The 23,570-nt window shown below is 40.2% G+C and carries 19 protein-coding genes, 1 other RNA gene and 2 pseudogenes; 16 read left to right on the forward strand and 6 right to left on the reverse strand.

Features of this window, described 5'->3' with window-relative positions:
• An RNA gene (gene rnpB, locus L654_RS1000000127100) (RNase P RNA component class A) lies at window positions 1-235 on the forward strand; the annotation flags it as partial.
• Between the two features lie 74 nt (window positions 236-309).
• Here rnpB and L654_RS0122600 read toward each other — a convergent pair.
• Window positions 310-1,389, reverse strand: coding sequence for a mechanosensitive ion channel family protein (locus L654_RS0122600; RefSeq protein WP_024609123.1), 1,080 nt, complete (start codon window positions 1,387-1,389; stop codon window positions 310-312).
• A gap of 117 nt (window positions 1,390-1,506) precedes the next feature.
• Here L654_RS0122600 and L654_RS01000000126650 point away from each other — a divergent pair.
• Window positions 1,507-2,453 (forward strand): annotated as a pseudogene (locus tag L654_RS01000000126650) (YihY/virulence factor BrkB family protein).
• Between the two features lie 3 nt (window positions 2,454-2,456).
• Here the strand turns inward: L654_RS01000000126650 and L654_RS0122610 are convergent.
• On the reverse strand, window positions 2,457-3,344 hold the full coding sequence (locus L654_RS0122610) for a LysR family transcriptional regulator (RefSeq protein WP_010554286.1): 888 nt from the start codon (window positions 3,342-3,344) through the stop codon (window positions 2,457-2,459).
• An 89-nt stretch (window positions 3,345-3,433) separates the two neighbouring features.
• The gene (locus L654_RS0122615) at window positions 3,434-6,538 is read right to left on the reverse strand and encodes an EAL domain-containing protein (protein WP_024590204.1); all 3,105 of its coding nucleotides are present in this window, start codon (window positions 6,536-6,538) and stop codon (window positions 3,434-3,436) included.
• Between the two features lie 201 nt (window positions 6,539-6,739).
• Between L654_RS0122615 and L654_RS0122620 the strand changes: the two genes are divergently transcribed.
• Both L654_RS0122620 and L654_RS0122625 read left to right on the forward strand, forming a co-directional pair.
• Window positions 6,740-7,582: a pirin family protein gene (locus tag L654_RS0122620; protein WP_024609124.1), complete on the forward strand. Its 843-nt coding sequence runs from the start codon at window positions 6,740-6,742 to the stop codon at window positions 7,580-7,582.
• 21 nt (window positions 7,583-7,603) lie between these two features.
• A complete protein-coding gene (locus L654_RS0122625; protein ID WP_024609125.1) occupies window positions 7,604-8,578 on the forward strand; it encodes a glutathione S-transferase family protein in 975 nt (324 codons plus the stop codon).
• Between the two features lie 3 nt (window positions 8,579-8,581).
• On the opposite strand, the gene L654_RS0122630 is transcribed toward L654_RS0122625, so the two are convergent.
• The 3 genes from L654_RS0122630 to L654_RS0122640 are packed head-to-tail and all read right to left on the reverse strand — an operon-like array spanning window position 8,582 to window position 9,626.
• Complete coding sequence (locus tag L654_RS0122630; RefSeq protein ID WP_024590207.1) at window positions 8,582-8,824, reverse strand: hypothetical protein; 243 nt, start codon at window positions 8,822-8,824, stop codon at window positions 8,582-8,584.
• A 10-nt stretch (window positions 8,825-8,834) separates the two neighbouring features.
• On the reverse strand, window positions 8,835-9,281 hold the full coding sequence (locus tag L654_RS0122635) for a hypothetical protein (RefSeq protein WP_024590208.1): 447 nt from the start codon (window positions 9,279-9,281) through the stop codon (window positions 8,835-8,837).
• Between the two features lie 6 nt (window positions 9,282-9,287).
• Window positions 9,288-9,626 carry a hypothetical protein gene (locus tag L654_RS0122640; protein ID WP_010554292.1) on the reverse strand — a complete coding sequence of 113 codons (339 nt, stop codon included), beginning with the start codon at window positions 9,624-9,626 and terminating at the stop codon, window positions 9,288-9,290.
• A 496-nt stretch (window positions 9,627-10,122) separates the two neighbouring features.
• Here L654_RS0122640 and mraZ point away from each other — a divergent pair, with 496 nt between their 5' ends.
• The 12 genes and pseudogenes from mraZ to L654_RS0122700 all read left to right on the forward strand — a co-directional run bounded on the left by mraZ (window position 10,123) and on the right by L654_RS0122700 (window position 23,570).
• Window positions 10,123-10,581, forward strand: a complete 459-nt coding sequence (gene mraZ, locus L654_RS0122645) for a division/cell wall cluster transcriptional repressor MraZ (RefSeq protein WP_007582904.1) — start codon at window positions 10,123-10,125, stop codon at window positions 10,579-10,581.
• Between the two features lie 28 nt (window positions 10,582-10,609).
• Entirely contained in the window at window positions 10,610-11,548 is a 939-nt protein-coding gene (rsmH, locus tag L654_RS0122650; protein ID WP_008167099.1) for a 16S rRNA (cytosine(1402)-N(4))-methyltransferase RsmH, read from the forward strand.
• Window positions 11,545-11,871, forward strand: a complete 327-nt coding sequence (ftsL, locus tag L654_RS0122655; RefSeq protein ID WP_007582915.1) for a cell division protein FtsL — start codon at window positions 11,545-11,547, stop codon at window positions 11,869-11,871. The genes rsmH and ftsL overlap by 4 nt, the downstream gene beginning before the upstream one ends.
• The gene (locus L654_RS0122660; protein WP_024609126.1) at window positions 11,868-13,685 is read left to right on the forward strand and encodes a penicillin-binding transpeptidase domain-containing protein; all 1,818 of its coding nucleotides are present in this window, start codon (window positions 11,868-11,870) and stop codon (window positions 13,683-13,685) included. The genes ftsL and L654_RS0122660 overlap by 4 nt, the downstream gene beginning before the upstream one ends.
• A complete protein-coding gene (gene murE / locus L654_RS0122665; protein ID WP_024609127.1) occupies window positions 13,678-15,156 on the forward strand; it encodes a UDP-N-acetylmuramoyl-L-alanyl-D-glutamate--2,6-diaminopimelate ligase in 1,479 nt (492 codons plus the stop codon). Before L654_RS0122660 ends, murE begins: the two co-directional genes overlap by 8 nt.
• Window positions 15,153-16,535, forward strand: a complete 1,383-nt coding sequence (gene murF, locus L654_RS0122670) for a UDP-N-acetylmuramoyl-tripeptide--D-alanyl-D-alanine ligase (protein ID WP_024609128.1) — start codon at window positions 15,153-15,155, stop codon at window positions 16,533-16,535. The genes murE and murF overlap by 4 nt, the downstream gene beginning before the upstream one ends.
• A complete protein-coding gene (gene mraY, locus L654_RS0122675; RefSeq protein WP_007582922.1) occupies window positions 16,535-17,617 on the forward strand; it encodes a phospho-N-acetylmuramoyl-pentapeptide-transferase in 1,083 nt (360 codons plus the stop codon). Before murF ends, mraY begins: the two co-directional genes overlap by 1 nt.
• Window positions 17,618-18,952: a UDP-N-acetylmuramoyl-L-alanine--D-glutamate ligase gene (murD, locus tag L654_RS0122680; RefSeq protein WP_024609129.1), complete on the forward strand. Its 1,335-nt coding sequence runs from the start codon at window positions 17,618-17,620 to the stop codon at window positions 18,950-18,952.
• Window positions 18,949-20,128 (forward strand): annotated as a pseudogene (gene ftsW, locus L654_RS01000000126655) (cell division protein FtsW). The gene murD and the pseudogene ftsW overlap by 4 nt, the downstream one beginning before the upstream one ends.
• On the forward strand, window positions 20,125-21,201 hold the full coding sequence (gene murG, locus L654_RS0122690) for an undecaprenyldiphospho-muramoylpentapeptide beta-N-acetylglucosaminyltransferase (protein WP_007582929.1): 1,077 nt from the start codon (window positions 20,125-20,127) through the stop codon (window positions 21,199-21,201). The pseudogene ftsW and the gene murG overlap by 4 nt, the downstream one beginning before the upstream one ends.
• Window positions 21,202-22,653, forward strand: a complete 1,452-nt coding sequence (gene murC / locus L654_RS0122695; protein WP_002957994.1) for a UDP-N-acetylmuramate--L-alanine ligase — start codon at window positions 21,202-21,204, stop codon at window positions 22,651-22,653.
• A complete protein-coding gene (locus L654_RS0122700; RefSeq protein ID WP_010554298.1) occupies window positions 22,650-23,570 on the forward strand; it encodes a D-alanine--D-alanine ligase in 921 nt (306 codons plus the stop codon). The genes murC and L654_RS0122700 overlap by 4 nt, the downstream gene beginning before the upstream one ends.

The following is a 23,570-nucleotide window of genomic DNA, read 5'->3' on the forward strand; positions in this document are numbered from 1 at the left end:
CCGCCAATCTCGATTGGTAAGGGTGAAAGGGTGCGGTAAGAGCGCACCGGGCCGCTAGTAATAGTCGGTTGCAAGGTAAACTCCACTCGGAGCAAGACCAAATAGGGTTCCTTATGGCGTGGCCCACGTTGGAACCGGGTAGGTTGCTTGAGCCATAGAGCGATTTATGGCCTAGACGAATGATTATCACTTTCTTCGGAAAGGACAAAACCCGGCTTATAGGCTGACTCACTCATTCAATAAAAAGCCCGCAGTTAATACTGCGGGCTTTTTTGTGTCTAAATTTTAGTTAATACAACTTCAGCATTATTAAATAATATTTTTCCCTTGTTCTGGATCGCGAGATTGCTCTGCTTGTTCACGTATTTCGTCAGTATCACTGCTTACATCATCAAGCGTTTTAGTTTGCTCAACAGTTTCACTTTTTTCGCTTTGTATTTGCGATGGTTGTTTTTCCTCTAAACTAGAAACATTTTCATTAGGGTCGGTGAGTATAATTCTCTCTCGTGCGTCATCAGGCATGCTAATGTTTTGTTTTGTGAACTCATTGACTAATTCGCGCATAAGTTGTGAGGCTACTTTTAATGGACTGTGCTGCTCGCTATTAACCCAAAAATACAAAACGAAGTTAATAGTAGATGAGCCTAAATTTTTTATTAAAACTTGCGCGGGTGGGTCGCTAAGTACTGCGTTTTGTTGATTGGCAATATCTAGGGCGAGGGTTTGTGCGCTGCGTATATCGTTATCGTAGCCAATACCAATTTCTACTTTTCCGCGCATTTTTGGATTGGCAGTCAGGTTTTTAATGGTATTTTTATATACAGTCGCATTGGGTATTTGAATATGATTGCCATCGTAATCAACAAGCGTGGTTGCTCTTGCGGTTACTTTTTTAACAATACCTAATCGGCCATCTACTTCAATTACATCGTCAATTTTAAAAGGTCTTTGTACGCTCAGTAATAAACTAGCAATAAAGTTCTCTGCTATGTCTCTAAAAGCAAAGCCGAGTATTAAACCTATTAACCCCGTCCCACTCATAATAGCAACAGCAAACTGAGTAAGCCCTGCCAAACGTAAAAATAAATACACCCCAAATAAAATTATTAGGGTGCTTATGCTGCGCCTTATGACTAGGTGAACAAGCTTGCTGTCAGTCATATAGTCAATGGGTTTGATTAGTAATCTAGAAAGTGGTCCTGAAATTAAGTAACTGAGTATTAAAAGCATTATGCCGAGTAAAAGAGTGGGTAATATTTGCGCTGTTACGTGAAGTAATTGCACGCCTTGCTCATAAAAGAAATTCCACGAAAGTGTATCAACTTTGATCACTTCAGTTATTGGTGTTGTATTATTTAGCGCTACACTGCTTTTTAGGATGCCGAGCATGGCTTATCTTCCGTGTTAGAGTCATTTATAGATAAATATTAGCAAGTTTGGTACCAAACACTTATAACTTGGCAAATATTTTGCTGTAGTAACGTAATACAAATATTGAGGTTTAGAATGAAAGAAGCTAAACGAGGACAGCAAGCAGAGCAGCCTGCACATATCCCTTTTATAGGTTGGTGGGATATTGTTAAACGTATTTTTAAGCAAATGAGTGAAGATAACTTATCTATAGTGGCTGNGCATTTTATGCGTTACTTGCTATTTTTCCAGCCATTGCGGCGATGGTATCAGTGTATGCGTACTTTTCATCCCCAACAGATATTAGTGAGCACTTAAGTAAAATAGTTACTTTGCTTCCACCAAGCACCAGTGAACTAATTTTATCTCAGGTTTCTAGCCTAGCTAAAACATCAAGTGCAAGCTTGAGCTTAAGTGCAATTGGTACGCTCATACTTACTATTTGGAGTAGCTCAAAGGGCAGCCAAGCACTTATTACTGCATGTAATATTAGTTATCGTGAGTATGAAAAACGCTCATTTTTTCAGGCTCAACTAGTGCGCTTTTTATTTTCGGTAGGAGCGATTGTAGTCGCAATTTTTGCGCTATTAATTATTGGTATTTTACCTATTGTACTTAATTTAGTGGGACTAAAAGAAAGTATAGATTTATTAATTAAACTCATTTCTTGGCCATTATTAGCTTTTACCTTTAATTTTGCATTGGTACTTTTATATCGTTATGCCCCACATCGTAAACCGGCTAAATGGCGTTGGATCACAATGGGGTCGTCTATTGCTACCGTGCTTTGGATTTTGGCATCTATAGGTTTTTCATTTTATGTATCGCGCTTTTCTAGTTACAACGAAACTTATGGTTCACTAGGTGGTGTAGTGATCATGCTGATGTGGTTGTATATCAGCGCCTACATAATCACATTAGGTGCTGTAATTAATGCAGCTACTGAGCAGCAAACAGGCAAAGATAGCACTGTAGGGCCGGCTAAAGAGCGTGGGCAGCGAGGCGCCTATGTAGCAGATCACCTCGATGTAAAAAATGAATAGCTATTAATTAGCTAAATTAGTAAGTGCAGTAATTTGCTCTTTAAACTCTTGTGCTGCAGGACCAAGCCTGTCGTTGTCGTTGCACATTAAATATAAATTAAGAGTGCGGGTTGTGCCTTGGTCTAAATTAAGTGCAATGAGGGTTTGATCTTCAATTAAATGTGCAATTTGTGTTTTTGGCAGCCAAGCGTAACCTAAATTTTGACTAACCATATCAATAGAGTTACGTAAGTGGCTTACTGTCCAGCGCATATCTGCCCCTAGCCAGCCTTCATTGTGACTGGTGTGGGTTGCTGAATCGCGCACTACTATCTGCCGGTGTAGCTTTAAATCACGAAAGTTGAGTTGTTCAGTATGCTGGTGTAATACATGGTCTTTATGCGCAACCGCTATAAACTCTATATCGCATAACGTACTGCAACTAATTCCATAGATAGGAATTGACGAAATAGCTAAATCAACCACTGAGTTATGTAATAATTCGTTTGCACCTGTTAGCACGCTTTCTACTAAATCAATTTTTAAAAGAGGGTAAAGCTCACTCGTTTTAGCAAGTGCTTGATATAAAATAGCGTGTGGAAAAACTTCATCAACAGCTATTTTTAATGTGCTTTCCACGCCTTCGCTTAGTGTACTTGCTACCGATTCTATTTTAGTCGCTTCCTCAATTAAAAACTCGGCTCTGCGTAAAATCAGCTTACCGCTATCGGTTAAAAATGCTTTACGGCCTTTTACTTCAAGCAACTTAATTTGCAAGGCGGCTTCAAGTTTTTGCACAGCATGGTGTACGGTTGACTGACTTTTATGTACAGCTGCGCTTGCGCCTGCAAACCCGCCATGATCCACAACCGCTTTAAACATTCGCCATTGCTCTAATGTTGCTTTTGCCATTTTTAAATCCTGTTACTACTTTATATCTGATTGCTTAACTTGACCGCGCAGACGCATTATTTATTGCGTAACAGTGATTTTTTGTCTATTTATTTTAATAAAGCTACTTTTTTATCAGCTAGAAGTGCCATAAAACTGCTTTTATTTAAAGGTCTTGAAAATAAATAACCTTGACCGTAATCGCATCCTGCTTCAAGTAGTAGCTGCATTTGTAATTTAGTTTCAATTCCTTCGGCGATTACTTTTAAGCCCAACTGATGTGCCATAACAATGATGGCTTCACACAATGCAAGTTCTTGGCTGCCTATTTGAATATTATCAACAAAACGTTTATCTATTTTTAAATAGTCGGTGTCCATTTCTTGTAAGTAAGCGAGCGACGAATACCCGGTACCAAAGTCATCAAGAGCAAGCTGCATACCTGATTTTACTATTTCTTTCAGGCGTCTTTGCGTAAGTGCTTCAGGGTTAACCATTAAGCCTTCAGTTATTTCTGCGACAATTGACGAAGCAGGCAGTTTTGCTGCTTTTAGCATATCGTACCATTCATCTATGCCACTCTCTGGCGTGGATAATTGCACTGGCGATACGTTTACACTTATTTGAAAAGTATCATCGGTTAGTGTTTTTATATCGTTAAGTGTTTGCAAAGCTTGGGCAAATACAAATTGACCAATTGCATTTATTTGCCTGGTTTCTTCAGCAAGTGGGATAAATGCGATAGGGCTAATTAGGCCTTTTTCGGGATGTTGCCAACGAATAAGCGCTTCCGCTTTATGAATATGTAAATCATTTAAAGCAACTATGGGCTGATAAAATAACTCAAACTGTTCAAGTTCTATGGCACTTCGTAAGTCTTTTAATAGCACCATGCGCGCGTGTGCATATTCGCGCATGTCAGCAGAGAAAAACTCAAAACAGTTACGACCATTACTTTTTGCTTTATACATAGCCTGATCGGCTGCCTTTAAAAGCTGTTCAGTATTTTCACCATCATTAGGAGCGCAAGCAATGCCTATGCTTGCACTAATAAATAACTCTTCGTTTTCAAGATGCAAAGCTGACGATAGACTAAGTAAAATATTACTCGCAATTTGATTAATATGGCGCGTACTTTTAATGTGACTAAATACAATAACAAACTCATCTCCCCCAATTCGTGCCACAAACTCAGCGTTTTTTGCCGACTGGACTATACGCTGAGATACGAGTTTTAATAAGTTATCGCCATAGTGATGGCCTAATGTGTCATTAATATCTTTAAAGTGATCAATATCTAAAAGCATGACAACCAATTGATTATCTGGAGTAACAACATTTGAAAATCGTTGATTTAATCGCTCCTTTAACTCTAAACGATTTGGTAAGTCAGTTAGGTGATCAAAATGAGCTTGTCGCCAAATGGTTTCATCAGCTTGTTTTTTTTCTGTGAGGTCTGTGAATATCGCGATACGACGAATAGGTGCGTTGTTTGTATCATAAATAGTATCGATTGTGAGCCACTCAGAATAAAGCTGCCCGTTTTTTTTACGGTTAATAACCTCGCCTTGCCAGCGGCCTGTTTGCTGTAATTCAGACCACATTTTATTGTAAAAATTCTTATCATGTTTTCCTGATGAAAGAATTGAAGAGGACCGGCCAATAACTTCTTCTTTACTATATAAAGTCGTTTTACAAAACGCAGGATTTACATCAAATATAATGCCCGTTGGATCGGTGATTGCCATGCCTTCACTACTGTTGTTATACACTAGTGAGGCAAGGTGGAGTGCTTCTTCATTTACTTTTCGTTGTGTTATATCTCGTAGCACAACAACGTATTCATTTTTACTTTGCATTGCGCTAATACGTGCTTCAAAGCTGCGTTTAGGATCTGATTTTTCGAGTGTGAATTCTAAATTGCTCGAAACATCAAGTTTAGATAACTGCGATAACAAAAGCTGAACATTGCTGTGTGAAAGTATTGATGATAAATGAGGTACTACCGTGCTGTTAGGATTTACTTGGGGCTTAAACTGTCCTGTTATGTTGAGAATATCGCCATGGATGTTAATTCTAACGTAACTATCGGGCAGAGTATTAAGCAAGCTAGTAAGCTCATCATGCTTGTTTTTTAAATTAGCTTCAGCTGTTAACCGAGTTTGCGCCATTGATTTAAAACGCTGATAGAGAGTATTTAGCTCTGGATTATTGGGTTGTATTTTTTGTGCGGGCATCTCGCCCTTAGCCAATACGTTTGTTGCATTTGTTAGATTATTAATTGGGTCAATAATGCTGGTTTTAAGTAGTTTACGTGCAATTAAAGACAGCATCAGCAGCGATAAAATAAACACACCAATCGCTATAAAAAAATTATTATTTATTTGCTTTAAAGCATGTGTGACAGGAAGTGCGATATGTATATTTAAGCTGTTATTACTTGGATCGCTGTAAATAACAGAGTGATGAAGCATTCGGGCTTCACCTTCAATAGATTTTATTTTTGTTGATGCCTCATTATCAATCGAAGAATCAGTTGCTAATAAAGTCTGTGCAATATTATCGCCAAGAGCGGCCGTTGTAGGTGGATAACGCGCTAAAATTTTTCCGTTAGAATCAGCAATTGCAGCAATAGAGCCTGGCGGAAGTTCAATGTCATTAAAAGCATTGTTCCACCAGTCAAGCGCAACAACGATAACTACAACGCCCTGAATTACATTTTTTTTATTAATAATAGGTAACGCAAAATTAAGGGTGTTTTTTTGCAGACTTCGGTCGTGCTGAAAATAACCTACCGACAATTGGTTACTTTTTAAGGCGTTTTGGAAATACGCCCGATCGGCAATATTAATTGTTTTGGCTAACCCGCTTGTTGTGCATATAACAATGCCATTTGGATCTATAATCCCGATATTGGCAACATGTGCGTAAATAGATCTAAATTGATTAAAATAATTAGGGCAGGTCGTTGCTAAATTTTCTTTCTTACTTTCCTCTTTAGCCAAATAACGCGCTAAACGGTCAATATCATCGACTAAGTGCTTTTGCTGTAAAATTAATTGCTTAGCAATATTTTCTACTTTTTTTTCACTTTGCTCAATAGAGTGATCGCGTTCAAGCAGCAGTGTAAAAATAATTACAGCGGTGCCCGGAATACTTAGCAATATAAGTAAACGATAAAGCTGATGTTTGAGAGAATAAGTAAAAATAACCATTCCTTAGTTTTGTATTTTGCAATAACAATTGTAGCCAAATTCACTCCAAATAACCATAGTAATTATAAGGTTGAAAATGTAACCAATGAATCATTATAGTTCTATTTTTTGGAATGTTAAGGTCGATTTAAAGACATAGTTGTTTTGTTTAATGGATGATTTAATAACCCCATAAACTTATTCTTTAGAGTGAATTAATAAATGAAAATATCAAAAATACTTACAGCTTATGCAACTCAAGATGGCGATGGTGTGAGTATTAGCCGTATACCTGGGTTTGATGGTAAATATTTAGATCCCTTTTTAATGATTGATGAACTTAAGTCAGACGACAAAAAAGATTATATGGGAGGCTTTCCTGAGCATCCGCACCGAGGTATTGAAACGTTTACTTATATTCTAAAAGGTGGCTTTGAACATCGTGACCAAATGGGTAACAGAGAAGCAATTAAAGCAGGTGATGTGCAATGGATGAGTACAGGGCGCGGCGTCATGCACAGTGAAATGCCACTCGCGGATGCTGTTGACGGTTTGCATGGCTTTCAAATTTGGATCAACATGCCAAGCGCAGAAAAAATGCGTGATTCACGTTATCAAGATACTACTAAAAACCCAGCTCCGAGTTTTACAAATACGCAAGGTGTGACGTTAAAAGCACTTGCGGGATCGTGGCAGTTCGAAAGTGAAACGCTTACAAGCGCTCTGCAAAGTTTAGCTGCTAATGCGGCGCTCGCTGATATTACATTACCCGCTGGTAAAAGCATGAATTTAGAACCTATTAGCCAACAAAAAGTAATGCTTTATATTCATAGCGGCTCACTAATAATGAGCGACAATCAAACAATACCAACGGGCAAGTTACTTATTTTAGAACCAGGTAGTGATATTAATATTAGCTCTGAACAAGGCGCTGGTGTATTGGTTTTAGCCGGCGATCCACTCAATCAACCGATTGCTCATATGGGGCCGTTTGTAATGACGACTCAAGCTGAAGTACAGCAAGCAGTGCGTGATTATCAAAACGGCGAGTTTGGCAAAATTTAACGGTATTTTTAGGAGAGTTTTATGGGATTATTAGTTAACGGTCAATGGCAAGATAAATGGTACGACACCGATTCAAGTAACGGTAAGTTTGAACGCGAAACTGCGCAGTTACGTCACTGGGTAACTGTTGATGGTAGCGCTGGAATAACGGGCGAGGCCGGTTTTAAAGCACAAGCGAACAGGTATCATTTATATGTATCACTTGCGTGTCCTTGGGCGCATCGAACGCTTATATTTAGAGCGTTAAAAGGGTTACAAGATTTAATTACGGTGTCGGTTGTTAGCCCTGATATGCTTGATAGTGGTTGGGCTTTTGATACGCAAAACCACAGTACTGGTGATGCTTTATTTAATAGTAACTACTTACATCAAGTGTATACAAAAAATAATCCTAAGTATTCCGGGCGAGTCACCGTACCTGTATTGTGGGATAAAAAGTTAAATAAAATTGTCAGTAATGAGTCTGCCGATATTATACGTATGTTCAATAGTGCATTTAATGAATTAACAGGTAATAAAGATGATTACTATCCTGAGACGCTGCAACCAAAAATTGATGAATTAAACGCGTTGATTTATCCAAGTATAAATAATGGTGTTTATCGTACGGGGTTCGCAACAACTCAGGATGCGTATGAAGAGGCATTTAATGATGTATTTAAAGCACTCGATACAGTAGAGGGGATACTGAGCAAGCAGCGGTATTTAACAGGGGATAACCTCACAGAGGCAGATTGGCGATTATTCACCACTCTCATTCGGTTTGATAGTGTGTACGTTGGTCACTTTAAATGTAATTTACGCACAATTGAAAGCTATCCTGCTTTGAGCGGATACCTTAGAGAGTTATATCAGGTTAAGGGAGTAGCAGAGACAGTTGATTTTTACCACATTAAACGTCATTACTATTTTAGCCATACAATGATCAATCCAACACAAGTTGTGCCAAGTGGCCCAAGTGTTGGTTACTTATCTGATCACGGTAGAAATGTTTAACGTTTAAGCAAACAACCTAACAAGCCAGCCGTATTTTCTTACCAAGCTGGTTTCGCCTTTTCCTGCTTGTACAGCTGCACCGGCTAAAAAGGCACTTGTTAGTCCCACTTTAGTTGCGGCAAAACGCTTTAGTCTATATTGAAACGCTGCATGATGTTGGCGTTTTAACTCACTGCGCGTATCCGTTTGCTTACTCAGAGCATCAACGTTTTCATTAGGTGCTTTAATTAAGTAGTTAACTAACATAGTAATTTCCTTATAAGTTAAACAGTTGTTTTAAGCTTTTAAGTGTTTTACTAAAGCCAATTTTATTGCTTAGGTAAACCGTATTTTTCCAAAGCCATGCTAAACAAGCAACTTGCAGCAAAGTAGCTGTTGCAATACTTAGCCATACTGACCCAAAAAGATCATATACACCGTATCCAACAGCACCTAGAAATCCTGCCCACAACAAAACCAAACCACTGGCAAAACAGCCTAAAAATATAGTGATCAATGCAAGCGATCTAAGCGATAACCGCCATTCAGCTTTAGCAAGCTGATGGGTGATCTTTCCTTGAGTTTGGTAATCATCCTTGAGCTGCTTAGAGTACTCTAAAAGCTTTGCAATATGATCTTGCCAATCGTCCTTTTGGCTCTGCTGCTCAGTTGTTTGGTTTTGCGCTTCACCATCCTTGGCTGCGCTTGTTTGTGGGTTATTCATCACTGATTACTTACGACGAAATAGTGATGTAATCAGCATACCCGCAGCAAAAGCAATACCCGCGGTTGCTAATGGATTTTCAGAAGCAAATGCACGGGTTTTAGCTGTACATTCACTTAACTTTTCGCGTGCAATAAGCTGTTTTTCGCTTAGTGCTTCTGCTGAACTCGAAGCGCCTTTACGAACACTGCTTTCAGCTGTTGCTGCTTTGCTAGAAAGTGCATCTACAGCATCGTGCGCCGCTGATGTTGCTTTCTCTGTAAGAGGTGATTCAGTATTTGTTAGTTTAACGTCAGGCTTAACATCTGAAGTTGTGTTTGGTTTCGTATTTGTTGCAGTAGCCATAATCAATCCTTAATAAGTTAAAAATTTAAATAGTGATTTAGATGATGCAATGATTAAACCAAACTTGTTATTTATTTTAACCTATTGATTTTATTGGTTTTTATTGTTTATATATAACTTTTCATATTTGGTAATTTAAAGCAAACAGTAACTATTACTACACGGTTAGGTAAATTTTACAAAGGGAGTGAAAATGCTTAAAAAGTTGTAAATATTCATTGGTTATTCAGTAAGCAAAGCGTGTAAACAGAAAGTTATAAAAAACAGAATAGATATTTTTTTCATCACAATCCCACTTTTTCCCACGTAATTCAAACGCTTCGCTTGAGCCCTTATTTTTTCTAGCTTTGGGACTTACTAAAGCTGGTCAGCTTACTTGACAAAATGGCTTGTCAAGCCCTAAACTGGAGCACTGTGGTAAAAAGTGGTTTTTAGTGGATCACACTGGATAAAAATAAACAAAAGTTGAATAAAACAATTTTAAAGTAGGTTTTTTATGTTTCGTGGCGCGAGTTCACTGAGTTTGGATGATAAGGGGCGTTTTGCGGTACCGACTAAGTACCGAGAATCTCTATTGTCTGAAGATCAGGGAACGGTTATTTGTACCGTCGCATTAAATGAGCCGTGTTTATGGTTGTATCCGCTGGCTGAGTGGCTCGAAATAGAAAGCCGTTTAGCTAAAATCTCCAATATGAACCCACGAGCCCGTCGAATGCAGCGTATGTTGCTCGGGAATGCTACTGAATATCAACTTGATAAAAATGGTCGAATTTTGCTTGCGCCGTCACTAAGGGCTCATGCATCACTTGGCAAAAAAATCATGCTAGTTGGTTTGATGAATAAATTTGAAATTTGGGATGAGGCGCGTTGGCACGAGCAAATGCAGCAAGATACTGAGCTTGAAAGGCTTGGCGATTTTGAACCTAACCAAGATTTAGATAATTTTACACTCTAACAGCACAAAAAAAGGCAAATAATAGCTAATGACAGCACAATTTGAACACGTATCCGTATTAATGGACGAAACCATCGATGCCCTCGCAATTAAGCCAGACGGTATATACATGGATGGTACGTTTGGACGTGGCGGCCACTCTGGACAAATTTTAGCACGCCTTGGTGATGAAGGTCGCCTGCAAGCAATTGACCAAGATCCACAAGCGATACAATCAGCCGAAAAATTTGCTGATGATCCACGTTTTGCGATTGCACATACTCGTTTTTCAAATCTATACGAAGTAGCAGAGCAGAACGATCTCATTGGTAAAGTGGATGGCATTTTATTAGACATTGGTGTCTCGTCGCCACAACTGGATGACGCTGCGCGTGGTTTTAGTTTCATGAAAGATGGGCCACTTGATATGCGCATGGACCCAACAACAGGTCGCAGTGCTGCGCAGTGGTTAGCAGAAGCTGAATTAGATGATATTACCCACGTAATTAAAAAACTGGGCGAAGAAAAGTTTGGTAAACGCATTGCACACAAAGTACTCGAAGTTCGTGAGCACACGCCAATCACAACAACCAAGCAACTTGCTGACCTTGTTGATGAAGCAGTACCGGTAAAAGATAAGTTTAAGCACCCTGCAACACGTACTTTTCAGGCGATTCGTATTTATATTAATAGCGAGCTTGAAGAGATTCAAACAGCGCTACAGTCTGCAGTTAAAGTACTAAAGCCAGGCGGACGTTTAGTGGTGATTTCGTTTCACTCACTAGAGGATCGTATTGTAAAACAGTTTATTAGAAAACAGAGTAGGGGAGAAGTGTTACCCAGAGGTCTGCCTTTAACTGATGCACAAATAAATAAAAACCTGACGTTAAAAGCAGTGGGTAAGGCTATTAAGCCAAGTACTGTTGAAGTAGAACGTAATCCACGTTCTCGTAGTTCTGTACTTAGGATTGCACAGAGGTTGGGATGAGTAAAAAAGCGAGCTATCGTCAACCCAATTTATTCTTTGAAATATTAAAAGGCCTAGGTGCTAACAAGCTAACCTCGGCCTTGTTGGTTGTGATATTCGCTTCTAGTTTAGCTGTTGTGCAAACAACACATTTAGCTCGTGGGCAACTTATAAAGCAAGATCAATTATTACAAGAACGTGATGAACTCGATTTAGAGTGGCGCTACTTACTTGTTGAAGAAGAATTTTATTCGCAACATGCACGCATTGAAGAAGTTGCTATATCACAATTAAAAATGAAACGACCTACGAGTCAAGATGAGCAGGTAATAATAGTACAATGAGAAATAGAGGCAAAAAACCAGTCACTAATTTAATCACATGGCGCTTTATGCTGGTGTGTACAGTTGTGTTTATGGTGTTTGTAACACTCGTATCTCGCGCTGCTTATTTACAAGTGATAGAACCTGATAAAGCACGTTCAGAAAGTGATAAACGTACGGTACGTGTTGAAAAACTGCATGTGCAACGCGGAATGATTTTTGACCGCAATGGTAAAGAATTAGCGGTAAGTGTGCCTGTGGTAAGTGTATATGCTGATCCTAAAGCATTACATAAATCGCTTGTATCTAAAGTAATCAAACAAGCCCGCAAAAGCGGCGAAGATCACTTATCTTTAACTGAAAACACTGTTGAGCTTGATAAGCGTACTGCACTTTATTATAAAAACGATTTACGCTGGCGCGAGCTTGCAGATGTGCTGCGTATTGATCCTAAAAAGATTAATTCTCGACTTTTAAACGATCCTTCGCGTCGCTTTGTGTATTTAAAGCGCCAAGTTACTCCTGCTGTAGCAAATTATATTGGTGATTTACGCCTCCCTGGTATCCATTTACTAGATGAATCTAAACGCTACTACCCTGCAGGTGAAGTTACCGCGCATGTAATTGGTTTTACCAATATCGATGGCAAAGGCATTGAAGGCATTGAAAAGCTATACGAAAACGCTTTAACGGGCGAGGAAGGCCGCCGTACCATTCGTAAAGACGCACAAGGGCGTGAGGTAGAAGTACTTGACGAGCGTGAACGTGTAGAGCCAGAAAGTATAGAACTAAGTATTGATCAACGAATTCAAGCCATTGCGTACAAGGCCGTAAAATCAGCTGTACTGACTTATAAAGCCACATCGGGCTCAGCTATGGTAGTTGATGTTAAAACCGGTGAAGTACTGGCAATGGTAAATAGCCCTTCATTTAATCCAAACAACTTAAGCGATGCTGCACCTCATAAACGTCGTAACCGCGCAATTACAGATTTGTTTGAACCAGGCTCAACTGTTAAGCCTCTAGCCATTTTGGCTGGGCTAGACTACGGCGCCATTCAGGCAGATGACACGATTGATACCTACCCAGGTTGGATGCGTTTAGGTGGTAGTTTAGTTAGAGATACTCGTAATCACGGCGAACTAACACTACGCGAAATACTAAAGTACTCCTCAAACATGGGAGTTGCGAAGGTTACTCAGTTAGTGCCTAAAGATTACCTTGTTGGCTTATACCAAAAAGTAGGGTTTGGCAGTGATACAGGTACTGGAATGGTAGGTGAAAGCAGCGGTTTGTTTTATCCAAATCGTCGTTGGTCTGACTTTGAAATTGCGACTTTATCATTTGGTTATGCAATTTCGGTAAGTACTGCGCAAATGGCGCGCTTTTATACCATGTTAGGCGCTGGTGGAATTAACCGACCTCTGACTATTTTAAAGCAAGATAATATACCTGAAGGCGAACGTATTTTTAAACAAAAAGACGTAGAAGCCGTAGTGCACATGATGGAAAGTGTATTTGAAAAAGACGGTACTGCTCGCAACATAAAAGTTGATGGGTATCGTGCAGCTGGTAAAACAGGTACATCTAAAAAAGCCGTAGCAGGTGGTTATGGTGATGAATATGTAGGTTATTTTGCAGGTGTAGCGCCGGCAAGTAATCCTCGTTTAGCCGTGGTAGTTATGATTAATGAACCAGGTGGTGATGTGTACTATGGAGGTGCCACCGCTGGCCCTGCATTTGCAGAAATCATCTCTAACGCATTAAGAATATTAAACGTAGCGCCTGACAAGGAAGAGGTTGCGTACGTACAAGGTAAAGATAACGATGCGTGATTTAAAGGATATTTTAAAATACATCGAAATAGATGCGCCCTCGCAACTGGTAAAACATTTACGCCTTGATAGCCGTGAAGTAACGCCAGGTGATGTATTTGTTGCTATTAAAGGCCATGCACTTGATGGCGGTCAATTTATTAATAAAGCAATTGAAAATGGCGCAACAGCTATTATTGCTGACAGATTATGTGAATTTGAAACAAGTTTTGAGCCGCTATATTTAGTTTCGGAGCTTGATAAAAAGCTTCCAGAATTAGCAAGTCGCTTTTATAGCCAGCCAAGTCAGGCTCTTGATTTAATTGGTGTGACAGGTACAAACGGTAAATCGACAACCACAGCAATGATTGCCCACTTAGCGCAATTTTGCAGTACTGATTCGGCTATTATTGGCACTTTAGGTTATGGTCATCCTGATAACTTAATTCCACTGATAAACACTACTCCTTCAACAGTTGATTTACAGCATATTTTGAGCGATTTAAATTCGCAGCATAAAAAGCTGGTAGCCATGGAAGTATCATCTCATGGGTTAGTGCAACAACGCGTTGCTAAATGCGCGTTTAAAGCGGCTGTGTTTACTAATCTTTCGCGCGATCACTTAGATTACCATGGTGATATGGCAAGTTACGGTGATGCGAAACTAATGCTTTTCCGTGATTTTGAGCCGCAAGTTGTAGTGCTTAATCAAGATGATTCTCAAGCTGAGCAATGGCTTGAAAAGTATGATTTTAATAACCTAATCTGTTATGGCCGCAAAAACTTAGCCCCAAAGAATGCTCAGTACGTTTATTTTTCTGATGTTGAATATTCAAGTGAAGGTATTTCGGCACAGTTATCAACTAGTTGGGGTGATATGTCGATTAAATCGCCTCTGTTTGGCGAATTTAATTTATATAACTTAACGGCCGCGATCGCTACATTACTAGGGCTTGATTATCCGCTTGAGCAATTAGTTGCAGGTTGTGCGCAGTTACAGCCAGTAGCAGGGCGAATGCAAGCATTTAGCCAAGCAGGCATGCCGACGTGTATTGTTGATTACGCACATACACCCGATGCACTTGCACTTGCATTACAAGCATTGCAGCTGCATGTGCCAGGTGGTGTAAGTTGTGTATTTGGTTGTGGTGGCGACAGAGATAAAGGTAAGCGCGCATTAATGGCGCAAGCTGCTGAGCAAAACGCTAATAAAGTTATTATTACCAGTGATAACCCTCGCTCAGAAAACCCTGATGACATTATTGCAGATGTAGCAGGCGGTTTAACCCATCCTCAAAATGCACATTTAGAGGCTGATAGAGCAACTGCAATTCGTTTTGCTATAGAAAATGCTACATCTGATGACGTTATTTTGATTGCAGGTAAAGGCCACGAAGATTATCAAATTATAGGCGATAAGCGCATCGACTTTTGCGATCGCCGCTATGTACAAGAACAACTAAAAAAAGCAGTAAGAGGGATAACACAATGATCCCAATGGATTTTGATTGGTTAGCTAATGTGCTAACAACCGATTATCAAGGTGATAATCAACACGTGCTAAATATAAATACTGATACTCGCACAGTGTGCGATGGCGAAGTGTTTTTAGCACTTAAAGGGCCAAATTTTGATGGCCATAAATTTATAGCTGAGGCTAAACAAAAAGGCGCTATAGGCGTTATTGTTCAGCACAAAGTTGATGTAGATATTCCACAATTTATAGTAAGCGATACACGTATTACACTAGGTACAATTGGCACCGCTGTTATGGCACAAGTGGCACCTAAAACAATTGCAATTACAGGGAGTGTAGGCAAAACCACCGTAAAAGAAATGTGTGCGGCAATTTTGTCGGTTCACGGTGATGTATTAGCTACTAAAGGTAATTTTAACAACGATATTGGCGTCCCACTTACGTTATTGCGCTTAGAGCCTCAACATCGTTTTGCTGTAATTGAGCTAGGTGCAAATCACTTAGGTGAAATTGCTTACACAACGGCAATGACAAAACCAGATGTGGCCGTTGTATGTAATGTTGCAGCAGCTCACTTAGAAGGTTTTGGTAGTTTAATGGGAGTCGCAAAAGCTAAAGGTGAGATTTTTGACGGCCTTAAAGATGACGGCGTTGCGATTGTTAACTGCGATAGTGAATTTAGCCAGTATTGGTTAGATAAGCTTAAAGGGCGTAATGTTAAACGTTTTTCTACAACCGAAAAACTAGACATTTGGGCAGAGAACATCACGCTTGATGCCAATGCACGTGCAAGCTTTACGCTTTGCACTAAAAACAAGCAAGTACCTGTTACTTTGGCACTTCCGGGTAAGCACAATATTAGTAATGCACTTATCGCTGCTGCACTGACCAGTGAATTTAACGTAACCCTTGAAGAAATAGCCAATGCACTTGCCACAATGGGGGATGTAAAAGGGCGCGTTAATTTAATTGAAGTGTCTGATTTACTCACCGTGGTTGATGATACCTATAATGCCAATGTTAAGTCGGTAAAGGCTGCGATTGACTTGTTAAGTGATATGCAAGGTCACCGCATTTTAGCGCTGGGAGACATGGGTGAGCTAGGTGAAGATGCACGTAAGTACCATCAAGAAGTTGGCGAGTATGCACTTGAGCAAGGGATTGATGAGTTATTTACATTAGGTGTATTAAGTAAATACGCAAGTGATGTGTTTGAACTCCCTAATCGCCACTTTTCGAGCCGCGAACAAATGCAGCAAAAAATTCAAGAAAGTATTAATAAAGTGAATACTAAAACAACAATAGTAGTGAAAGGATCGCGCAGTTCTCGCATGGAATTATTAGTAACCGATTTAGTTAATGGCCAGCAACAAGCCATCAATGGAGTATCATAATGTTAGTTTGGCTGGCAGAGTATTTAACACAGTATTTTAGTGGTTTTCATGTTTTTTCGTATTTAACGCTACGTGCCATTTTAGGTATTTTAACTGCGCTAATTATGTCTCTTTATTTAGGACCTAAGTTAATTCGTGGTTTGCAACGTATGCAAATAGGCCAAACAGTTCGAGACGACGGTCCGCAATCGCATTTGTCTAAGTCGGGTACGCCGACTATGGGTGGCTTACTTATTTTAGCGGCTATTTTTACCAGCACGCTACTTTGGGCCGATTTATCAAATAAATACGTATGGGCAACACTGTTTGTAATTGGCTCTTTAGGTATTGTTGGCTTTGTTGATGATTACCGTAAAGTTATTCGTAAAGATCCAAAAGGTTTAATTGCTAAGTGGAAGTACTTTTGGCAGTCGGTCATTGCATTAGTTGTAGCTACTGCTTTGTACTTTACCAGTGCACAAGCATCTGAAACATCACTTGTTGTTCCATTTTTTAAAGACGTATTACCGCAATTAGGTTTGTTTTATATCGTGCTTACGTATTTTGCGATAGTAGGTACATCAAACGCGGTAAACCTGACCGATGGTTTAGATGGCTTGGCGATTGTGCCAATTATTTTAGTGGCTTCAGCATTGGCAATTATTGCTTACTTAACAGGTAATATTAACTTTTCGGCTTACTTGCATATTCCACATTTACCGCTGGCGAGTGAGCTTGTGGTTGTGTGTACTGCCATTGTGGGCGCAGGGCTTGGCTTTTTATGGTTTAACACTTACCCAGCACAAGTATTTATGGGCGATGTTGGCTCATTAGCACTTGGTGGCGCATTAGGTATTATTGCTGTTTTAGTACGCCAAGAGTTACTGCTTATTATTATGGGCGGTGTATTTGTAATGGAAGCACTATCGGTAATATTACAAGTGGGGTCGTATAAATTACGCGGTCAACGTATTTTTAGAATGGCGCCGATTCATCATCATTATGAATTAAAAGGTTGGCCAGAGCCTCGCGTTATTGTGCGCTTTTGGATTATTTCTGTTGTGCTAGTGCTTGCTGGCTTAGCTACTTTAAAGATTCGATAAATGCAGTATTTAAACGAGATAAAAAACAAACAAATAACAGTGCTCGGACTCGGTGTAACCGGTCTGGGCATTGTGCGTTTTCTATTATCTCATGGCCTCACACCAAAGGTCGTTGATAGCCGAGTAACCCCGCCGGGGATTGATTGGTTAAAAGAGCACGCGCCAACTCTAGATACCCACTTTGGTAAGTTGGATGACGCAGAGCTTTGTTCAAGCGATATGATTATTATAAGCCCTGGGCTTAGCTTAAAAATACCAGCTGTTGCCGATGCAATTAACGCAGGTGTTGAAGTGATTGGCGACGTTGAGTTATTTGCACGTATTAATACAAAACCGGTTGTTGCAGTAACGGGCTCTAACGGTAAATCAACCGTGGTTACGCTCGCTTATGAAGTGTTAAAAGAAGCCGGCTATAAAGTTGCTTTGGGTGGGAATATTGGCACAGCGGTACTTGATTTACTCAATGATGATTTTGATGTGTATGTGCTTGAGTTATCGAGTTTTCAGTTAGATACCACAACGAGTTTAAAACCAGTAAGTGCAACGGTATTAAATGTGTCTGAAGATCATCTTGACCGCTACGACAGTTACCAAGCTTATATAGATTCAAAGCTTAGTATTTATAATTTCGCAGAGCTTATTGTTGTCAACGCAGACGATAGTCAAACACATCCAGTTGAACGCGGTACAACCCCTTTAATTAGCTTTGGTGCTCAACAAGGTGATTACCATTTAGCGCAGCACAATGGCGAAACTCACTTTATGGTTAAAGGCGATGCCTTTTTACCTGTTGATACGCTTGCGGTAGTGGGTAAGCACAATTATTTAAATGCGCTTGCAGTAATGGCGCTCTTAAGTCCGTTTGAAGTAAGCAAAGAGCAATATAAAAATGCGTTAGGTCAATTTAATGGATTGGCTCATCGCTGCCAATTTGTAGCTGAGCTTAACGGTGTAAAGTATTTTAACGATTCAAAGGCAACTAATGTTGGAGCGACCATTGCTGCAATAGATAGTTTAGCTAGTGACGGTGAAAATCTGATTGTTATTGCTGGTGGCGATGCCAAAGGTGCTGATTTAAATGCGCTTAAACCCTACATAGAACAGCATGTAAAAGCATTAATTTGTTTTGGTAAAGATGCAAGTGACTTAGCTGCGATTACCAATAAGAGTTATTTAACTAACAATATGGAAGAAGCCGTTACTTTTGCCAAAGTACTTAGTAGTACAGGCAATATTGTTTTATTAGCACCCGCATGTGCCAGCATTGATATGTATAACAACTATATGCAACGCGGTGATGACTTTGTTCAGTGTGTAATGGCAGGGGCGTTATGATTGCTTTTGCCGATATAAGAGACGCATTAACACCTAAGCCTTCGGCGCAGTTATACGATGTACCGCTATTGTACTGCGTAATAATGCTAATTGGTGTTGGTTTTATCATGGTGACCAGCGCATCAATGCCTACCGCAGAGCGGTTATTTGATGACCCGTACCATATTACCATTCGCCATAGCATGTTTTTAGCAATGGCTTTTGTGCTTTTTTGGATAAGCGTTTGTGTGCCAATGGAGTGGTGGAAACGATCAAACCCTTATCTATTAATACTAGGCATGGTGCTATTAATAGCGGTATTGATTATTGGGCGTGAAGTAAACGGCGCTAAACGATGGATACCTATAGGACCTGTTGGTTTTCAGGTGGCTGAGGCCGCTAAGTTGTACTTTTTTAGTTATATTGCGGGTTATTTGGTAAGAAAACGCGAAGAAGTACAAGAAAATATTAAAGGCTTTGCAAAGCCTATTGCTGTATTTGCAGTGTATGCACTGCTTATTCTGCTGCAGCCAGATTTAGGCACAGTGGTTGTTATGTTTGTAACAACGGTTGGTTTATTGTTTCTAGCTGGTGCTAAGTTATGGCAGTTTTTTGTACTTATTTTAACGGGCGTTGGTCTGGTTGTATTACTTATTATTGTTGAACCATATCGTATGGCACGTGTTGTTGGCTTTTTAGACCCTTGGGATGATCCTTTTGGAAAGGGTTATCAGTTGGTGCAATCGCTAATGGCATATAGCCAGGGGGGTTGGTTTGGTCAAGGCTTAGGTAACAGTGTACAAAAGCTACAATATTTACCTGAAGCACATAACGATTTTATTTTTGCCGTTATAGGTGAAGAACTTGGCTTAATAGGCGTTGTAAGTATTTTAACGGTATTAGCTACTTTAGTATTTAGAGCCTTATTAATAGGCCAACAAGCCCTTAAATGCGGCAAGGAATACGAAGGCTACTTTTCATTTGCCATTGGTATTTGGTTTGCATTTCAAACCATGGTGAATGTAGGTGCGAGCGCGGGTATTTTACCGACGAAGGGTTTAACCCTGCCGTTTATTTCTTATGGCGGNCGGCTCAAGCTTATTAATTATGACGATTGCCACGGGTATTTTATTACGCGTAGATTTTGAAACCAAAATGGCAACCAAACAAGCCACCTCACGCGGAGGTAAGCGATGAGTAAAAAATTAGTAGTAGTGGCTGGTGGAACTGGCGGACACATTTTTCCCGGTATTGCAGTAGCCGATTATTTAAAACAGCAGGGCTGGCAAGTTAGCTGGATCGGCACACCAGATCGAATGGAAGCGAGCGTTGTACCTAAGCACAATATAGATATTGATTTTATTAATGTTAAAGGTGTTCGTGGTAACGGATTAAAGCGTCTTATTAAAGCCCCATTCATGGTAATTAATGCAGTATTGCAGGCGCGTAAGGTATTGAAAGAACAGCGTCCTGATGTAGTACTTGCAATGGGCGGTTATGTTACGGGTCCAACGGGAATTGCCGCAAAAAGTTTAGGTATCCCGCTGGTTATTCACGAGCAAAACGCTGTAGCGGGTATGAGCAATAAACTGCTAGCTAAGGTGGCTACACGAGTATTAGCTGCATTTCCAAGTGCTTTTGCACAGGGTCAAGCCGAGCTAGTAGGTAACCCAGTTCGCCAAAGCGTTATGAATATAGCCAAACGCGATGTATCAAGCCCTATTAATATTTTAGTAGTGGGCGGCTCGCTTGGTGCACAAGTGCTTAATCAAACATTACCAGAAGCATTTAAAGTACTAAATAATACAGCTCCAATAAGTATATGGCATCAAACAGGTAAGGGTCATTTAACTACCGTAGAAGCCGCTTATAAAATGCATGCTTTTACAGGCAGTAATACAAAAATAGCTGAATTTATTGATGATATGGACGCAGCGTATAGCTGGGCTGACATTGTTGTTTGCCGTGCTGGTGCGTTAACTGTTAGCGAAATTGCAGCGGCAGGTAAAATGGCCGTTTTTGTTCCGTTTCCACATGCCGTGGACGACCATCAAACAGCGAACGCACAATATTTAGTGATGGCTAATGGCGCATTATTAATGCCACAAGGGCAGTTTAATAAACAATCAATTGTTGAACTATTAAGCCCGTATTTAGCCCAACCTTCATTAATTACTGAAATGGCTACAAATGCAAAAAAACAAGCCATTTTAGATGCCACAGCAAGCGTAGCAACGCACTGTGAGCAAGTAACAAATAAGAGAAAATAAGTGAAAGAAACGTCAGTACAAGAAAAACACACACGCCCTGCAATGCGCCGAATAGAAACCATTCACTTTATTGGTATTGGTGGAGCAGGTATGGGCGGTATTGCTGAAGTACTCGCTTTTGAAGGCTACCGTATTACAGGTTCTGACATTGCCCATAGCGCTATGACAGATCGTTTAATTAAAGCCGGTGCTGAGGTATTCATTGGCCATCATGAAAATAACGTAAAAGATGCCAATGTAGTCGTTGTTTCAAGTGCGATTGATGAAACAAACCCTGAAATTATTGCAGCCAAAGCCGCAAGAGTTCCTGTTGTTCGCCGCGCAGAAATGTTGGCTGAATTAATGCGTTTTCGCCACGGTATAGCAATTGCGGGTACGCATGGTAAAACAACGACAACAAGCTTAATTGCGAGTATTTATGGACAAGCAGGGCTTGATCCAACCTTTATTATTGGTGGCTTGTTAAATAGCGCAGGTAGTAACGCAAAAGTAGGCAAAAGTGATTTTTTAATTGCAGAAGCTGATGAAAGCGACGCGTCGTTTTTACACTTACAGCCAATGGTATCGGTGATCACAAATATTGAAGAAGATCACATGGATACTTACGGTGGCAGTCTTGAAAAGATGAAAGACACATATGTGGATTTTATTCATAACTTGCCGTTTTATGGTTTAGCTGTTGTATGTATTGATTCTGAAGTTGCTGCTGAACTTATTCCGCGCTTTGGTCGCCCAGTTATTACGTATGGCGAATCGAAGGATGCTGATTACCGCATGAGCGACTTTAGCCAATCAGCTAATACATGCACATTTACAGTAACTAACAAGCAAGGTGAGTGTTTAACTGCCACGTTGAATATGCCAGGTAGACACAACGCACTTAATGCAACCGCTGCGATTGCTGTGGCAAAAGATCAAAACATTGCGAACCATGCAATTTTAGAAGCGCTGCAGAAGTTTGAAGGTATTGGTCGTCGTTTTCAGCACTATGGTGAATTTGAAAACGAGCGTGGCAATGTGATGTTAGTTGATGATTACGGGCATCATCCTTCAGAAGTTGCAGCAACAATTGCAGCAGTACGTGAAGGTTGGCCTGATAAGCGTTTAGTAATGGTATATCAACCTCATAGATTTTCCCGTACACGCGACTTATACGAAGATTTTGTAAAAGTACTTGCTGATGTAGATCAGTTGCTACTGCTTGATGTGTATAGCGCTGGTGAAGATCCTATTGTCGGCGCAGACAGCAAAAGCTTATGCCGTAGCCTTCGTCAACGTGGCAAAGAGCCGCTGCATGTAGCAACAAATGCAGAGCTTGCAGGCGTTTTGGCCGCAAATTTACAAAATAATGATTTAGTATTAACCCAAGGCGCTGGTAATATAGGTCAGTTAGTTAAAACATTAGCTGCGACGGGTATGTCGATAGAAAAACTTAAGCAAGGTGAAGTATGACTCAGGTAAACACACAATTTGGTAAAGTAGCGGTACTGCTAGGTGGTAACTCAGCAGAACGTGAAGTGTCTTTACGATCGGGTCAGGCTGTTTTAAATGCGCTGCAAAATAGTGGCATTGATGCAATTGCATTTGACCCGCAAAGTCGTTCTTTGTGGGAGTTAAAAGAATTAAATGTAGAGCGCGTTTTTATTGCTTTGCATGGTCGTGGTGGCGAAGACGGAACTGTACAAGGTGCGCTTGAATTTATGAACCTGCCTTACACGGGCAGTAATGTACTGGGTTCAGCACTTGCTATGGATAAAGTACGTTGTAAGCACTTATTTAAATCAGCGGGTTTAAGCACTGCACCTTATGCCGTAGTTGACGCTAAAAAAGGCTTTGATGCTGCAGCTATTATGGGTGAGTTTAAAAAGGTAATGGTTAAGCCATCGCACGAAGGTTCAAGCATAGGTATGGCGCAAGCAAGTACAGCACAAGAACTTGAAGACGCACTAGCTAATGCATTTAAGTTTGATAATCAAGTGCTTGTAGAGCAGTGGATCACGGGACGTGAATTCACAGTTACAGTGCTTGGCGACGAAGTACAACCAGTCATTGAAATGACTACGCCAAATGGTTTTTACGATTACCAAGCTAAGTATCAATCAAATACAACCCAGTATCATTGTCCTGCCGATTTATCAGAGCAAGATACTAAGTACTTACAAGCTATATCGCTAGATGCATTTGATTTAGTGGGCGCAAGTGGTTGGGGCCGTGTTGATGCGATGCAAGACGAGCAAGGTAACTTTTACCTGCTTGAAGTAAATACAGTACCAGGCATGACTGAAAAGTCGTTAGTGCCAATGGCGGCAAAAGCGAATGGGGCAACTTTTGAACAATTAGTTGTTCGCATTTTAGAGCAAACGCTTTAA

This window comes from Pseudoalteromonas sp. TAB23, from assembly GCF_000498075.1.
Lineage (GTDB): Bacteria > Pseudomonadota > Gammaproteobacteria > Enterobacterales > Alteromonadaceae > Pseudoalteromonas > Pseudoalteromonas arctica.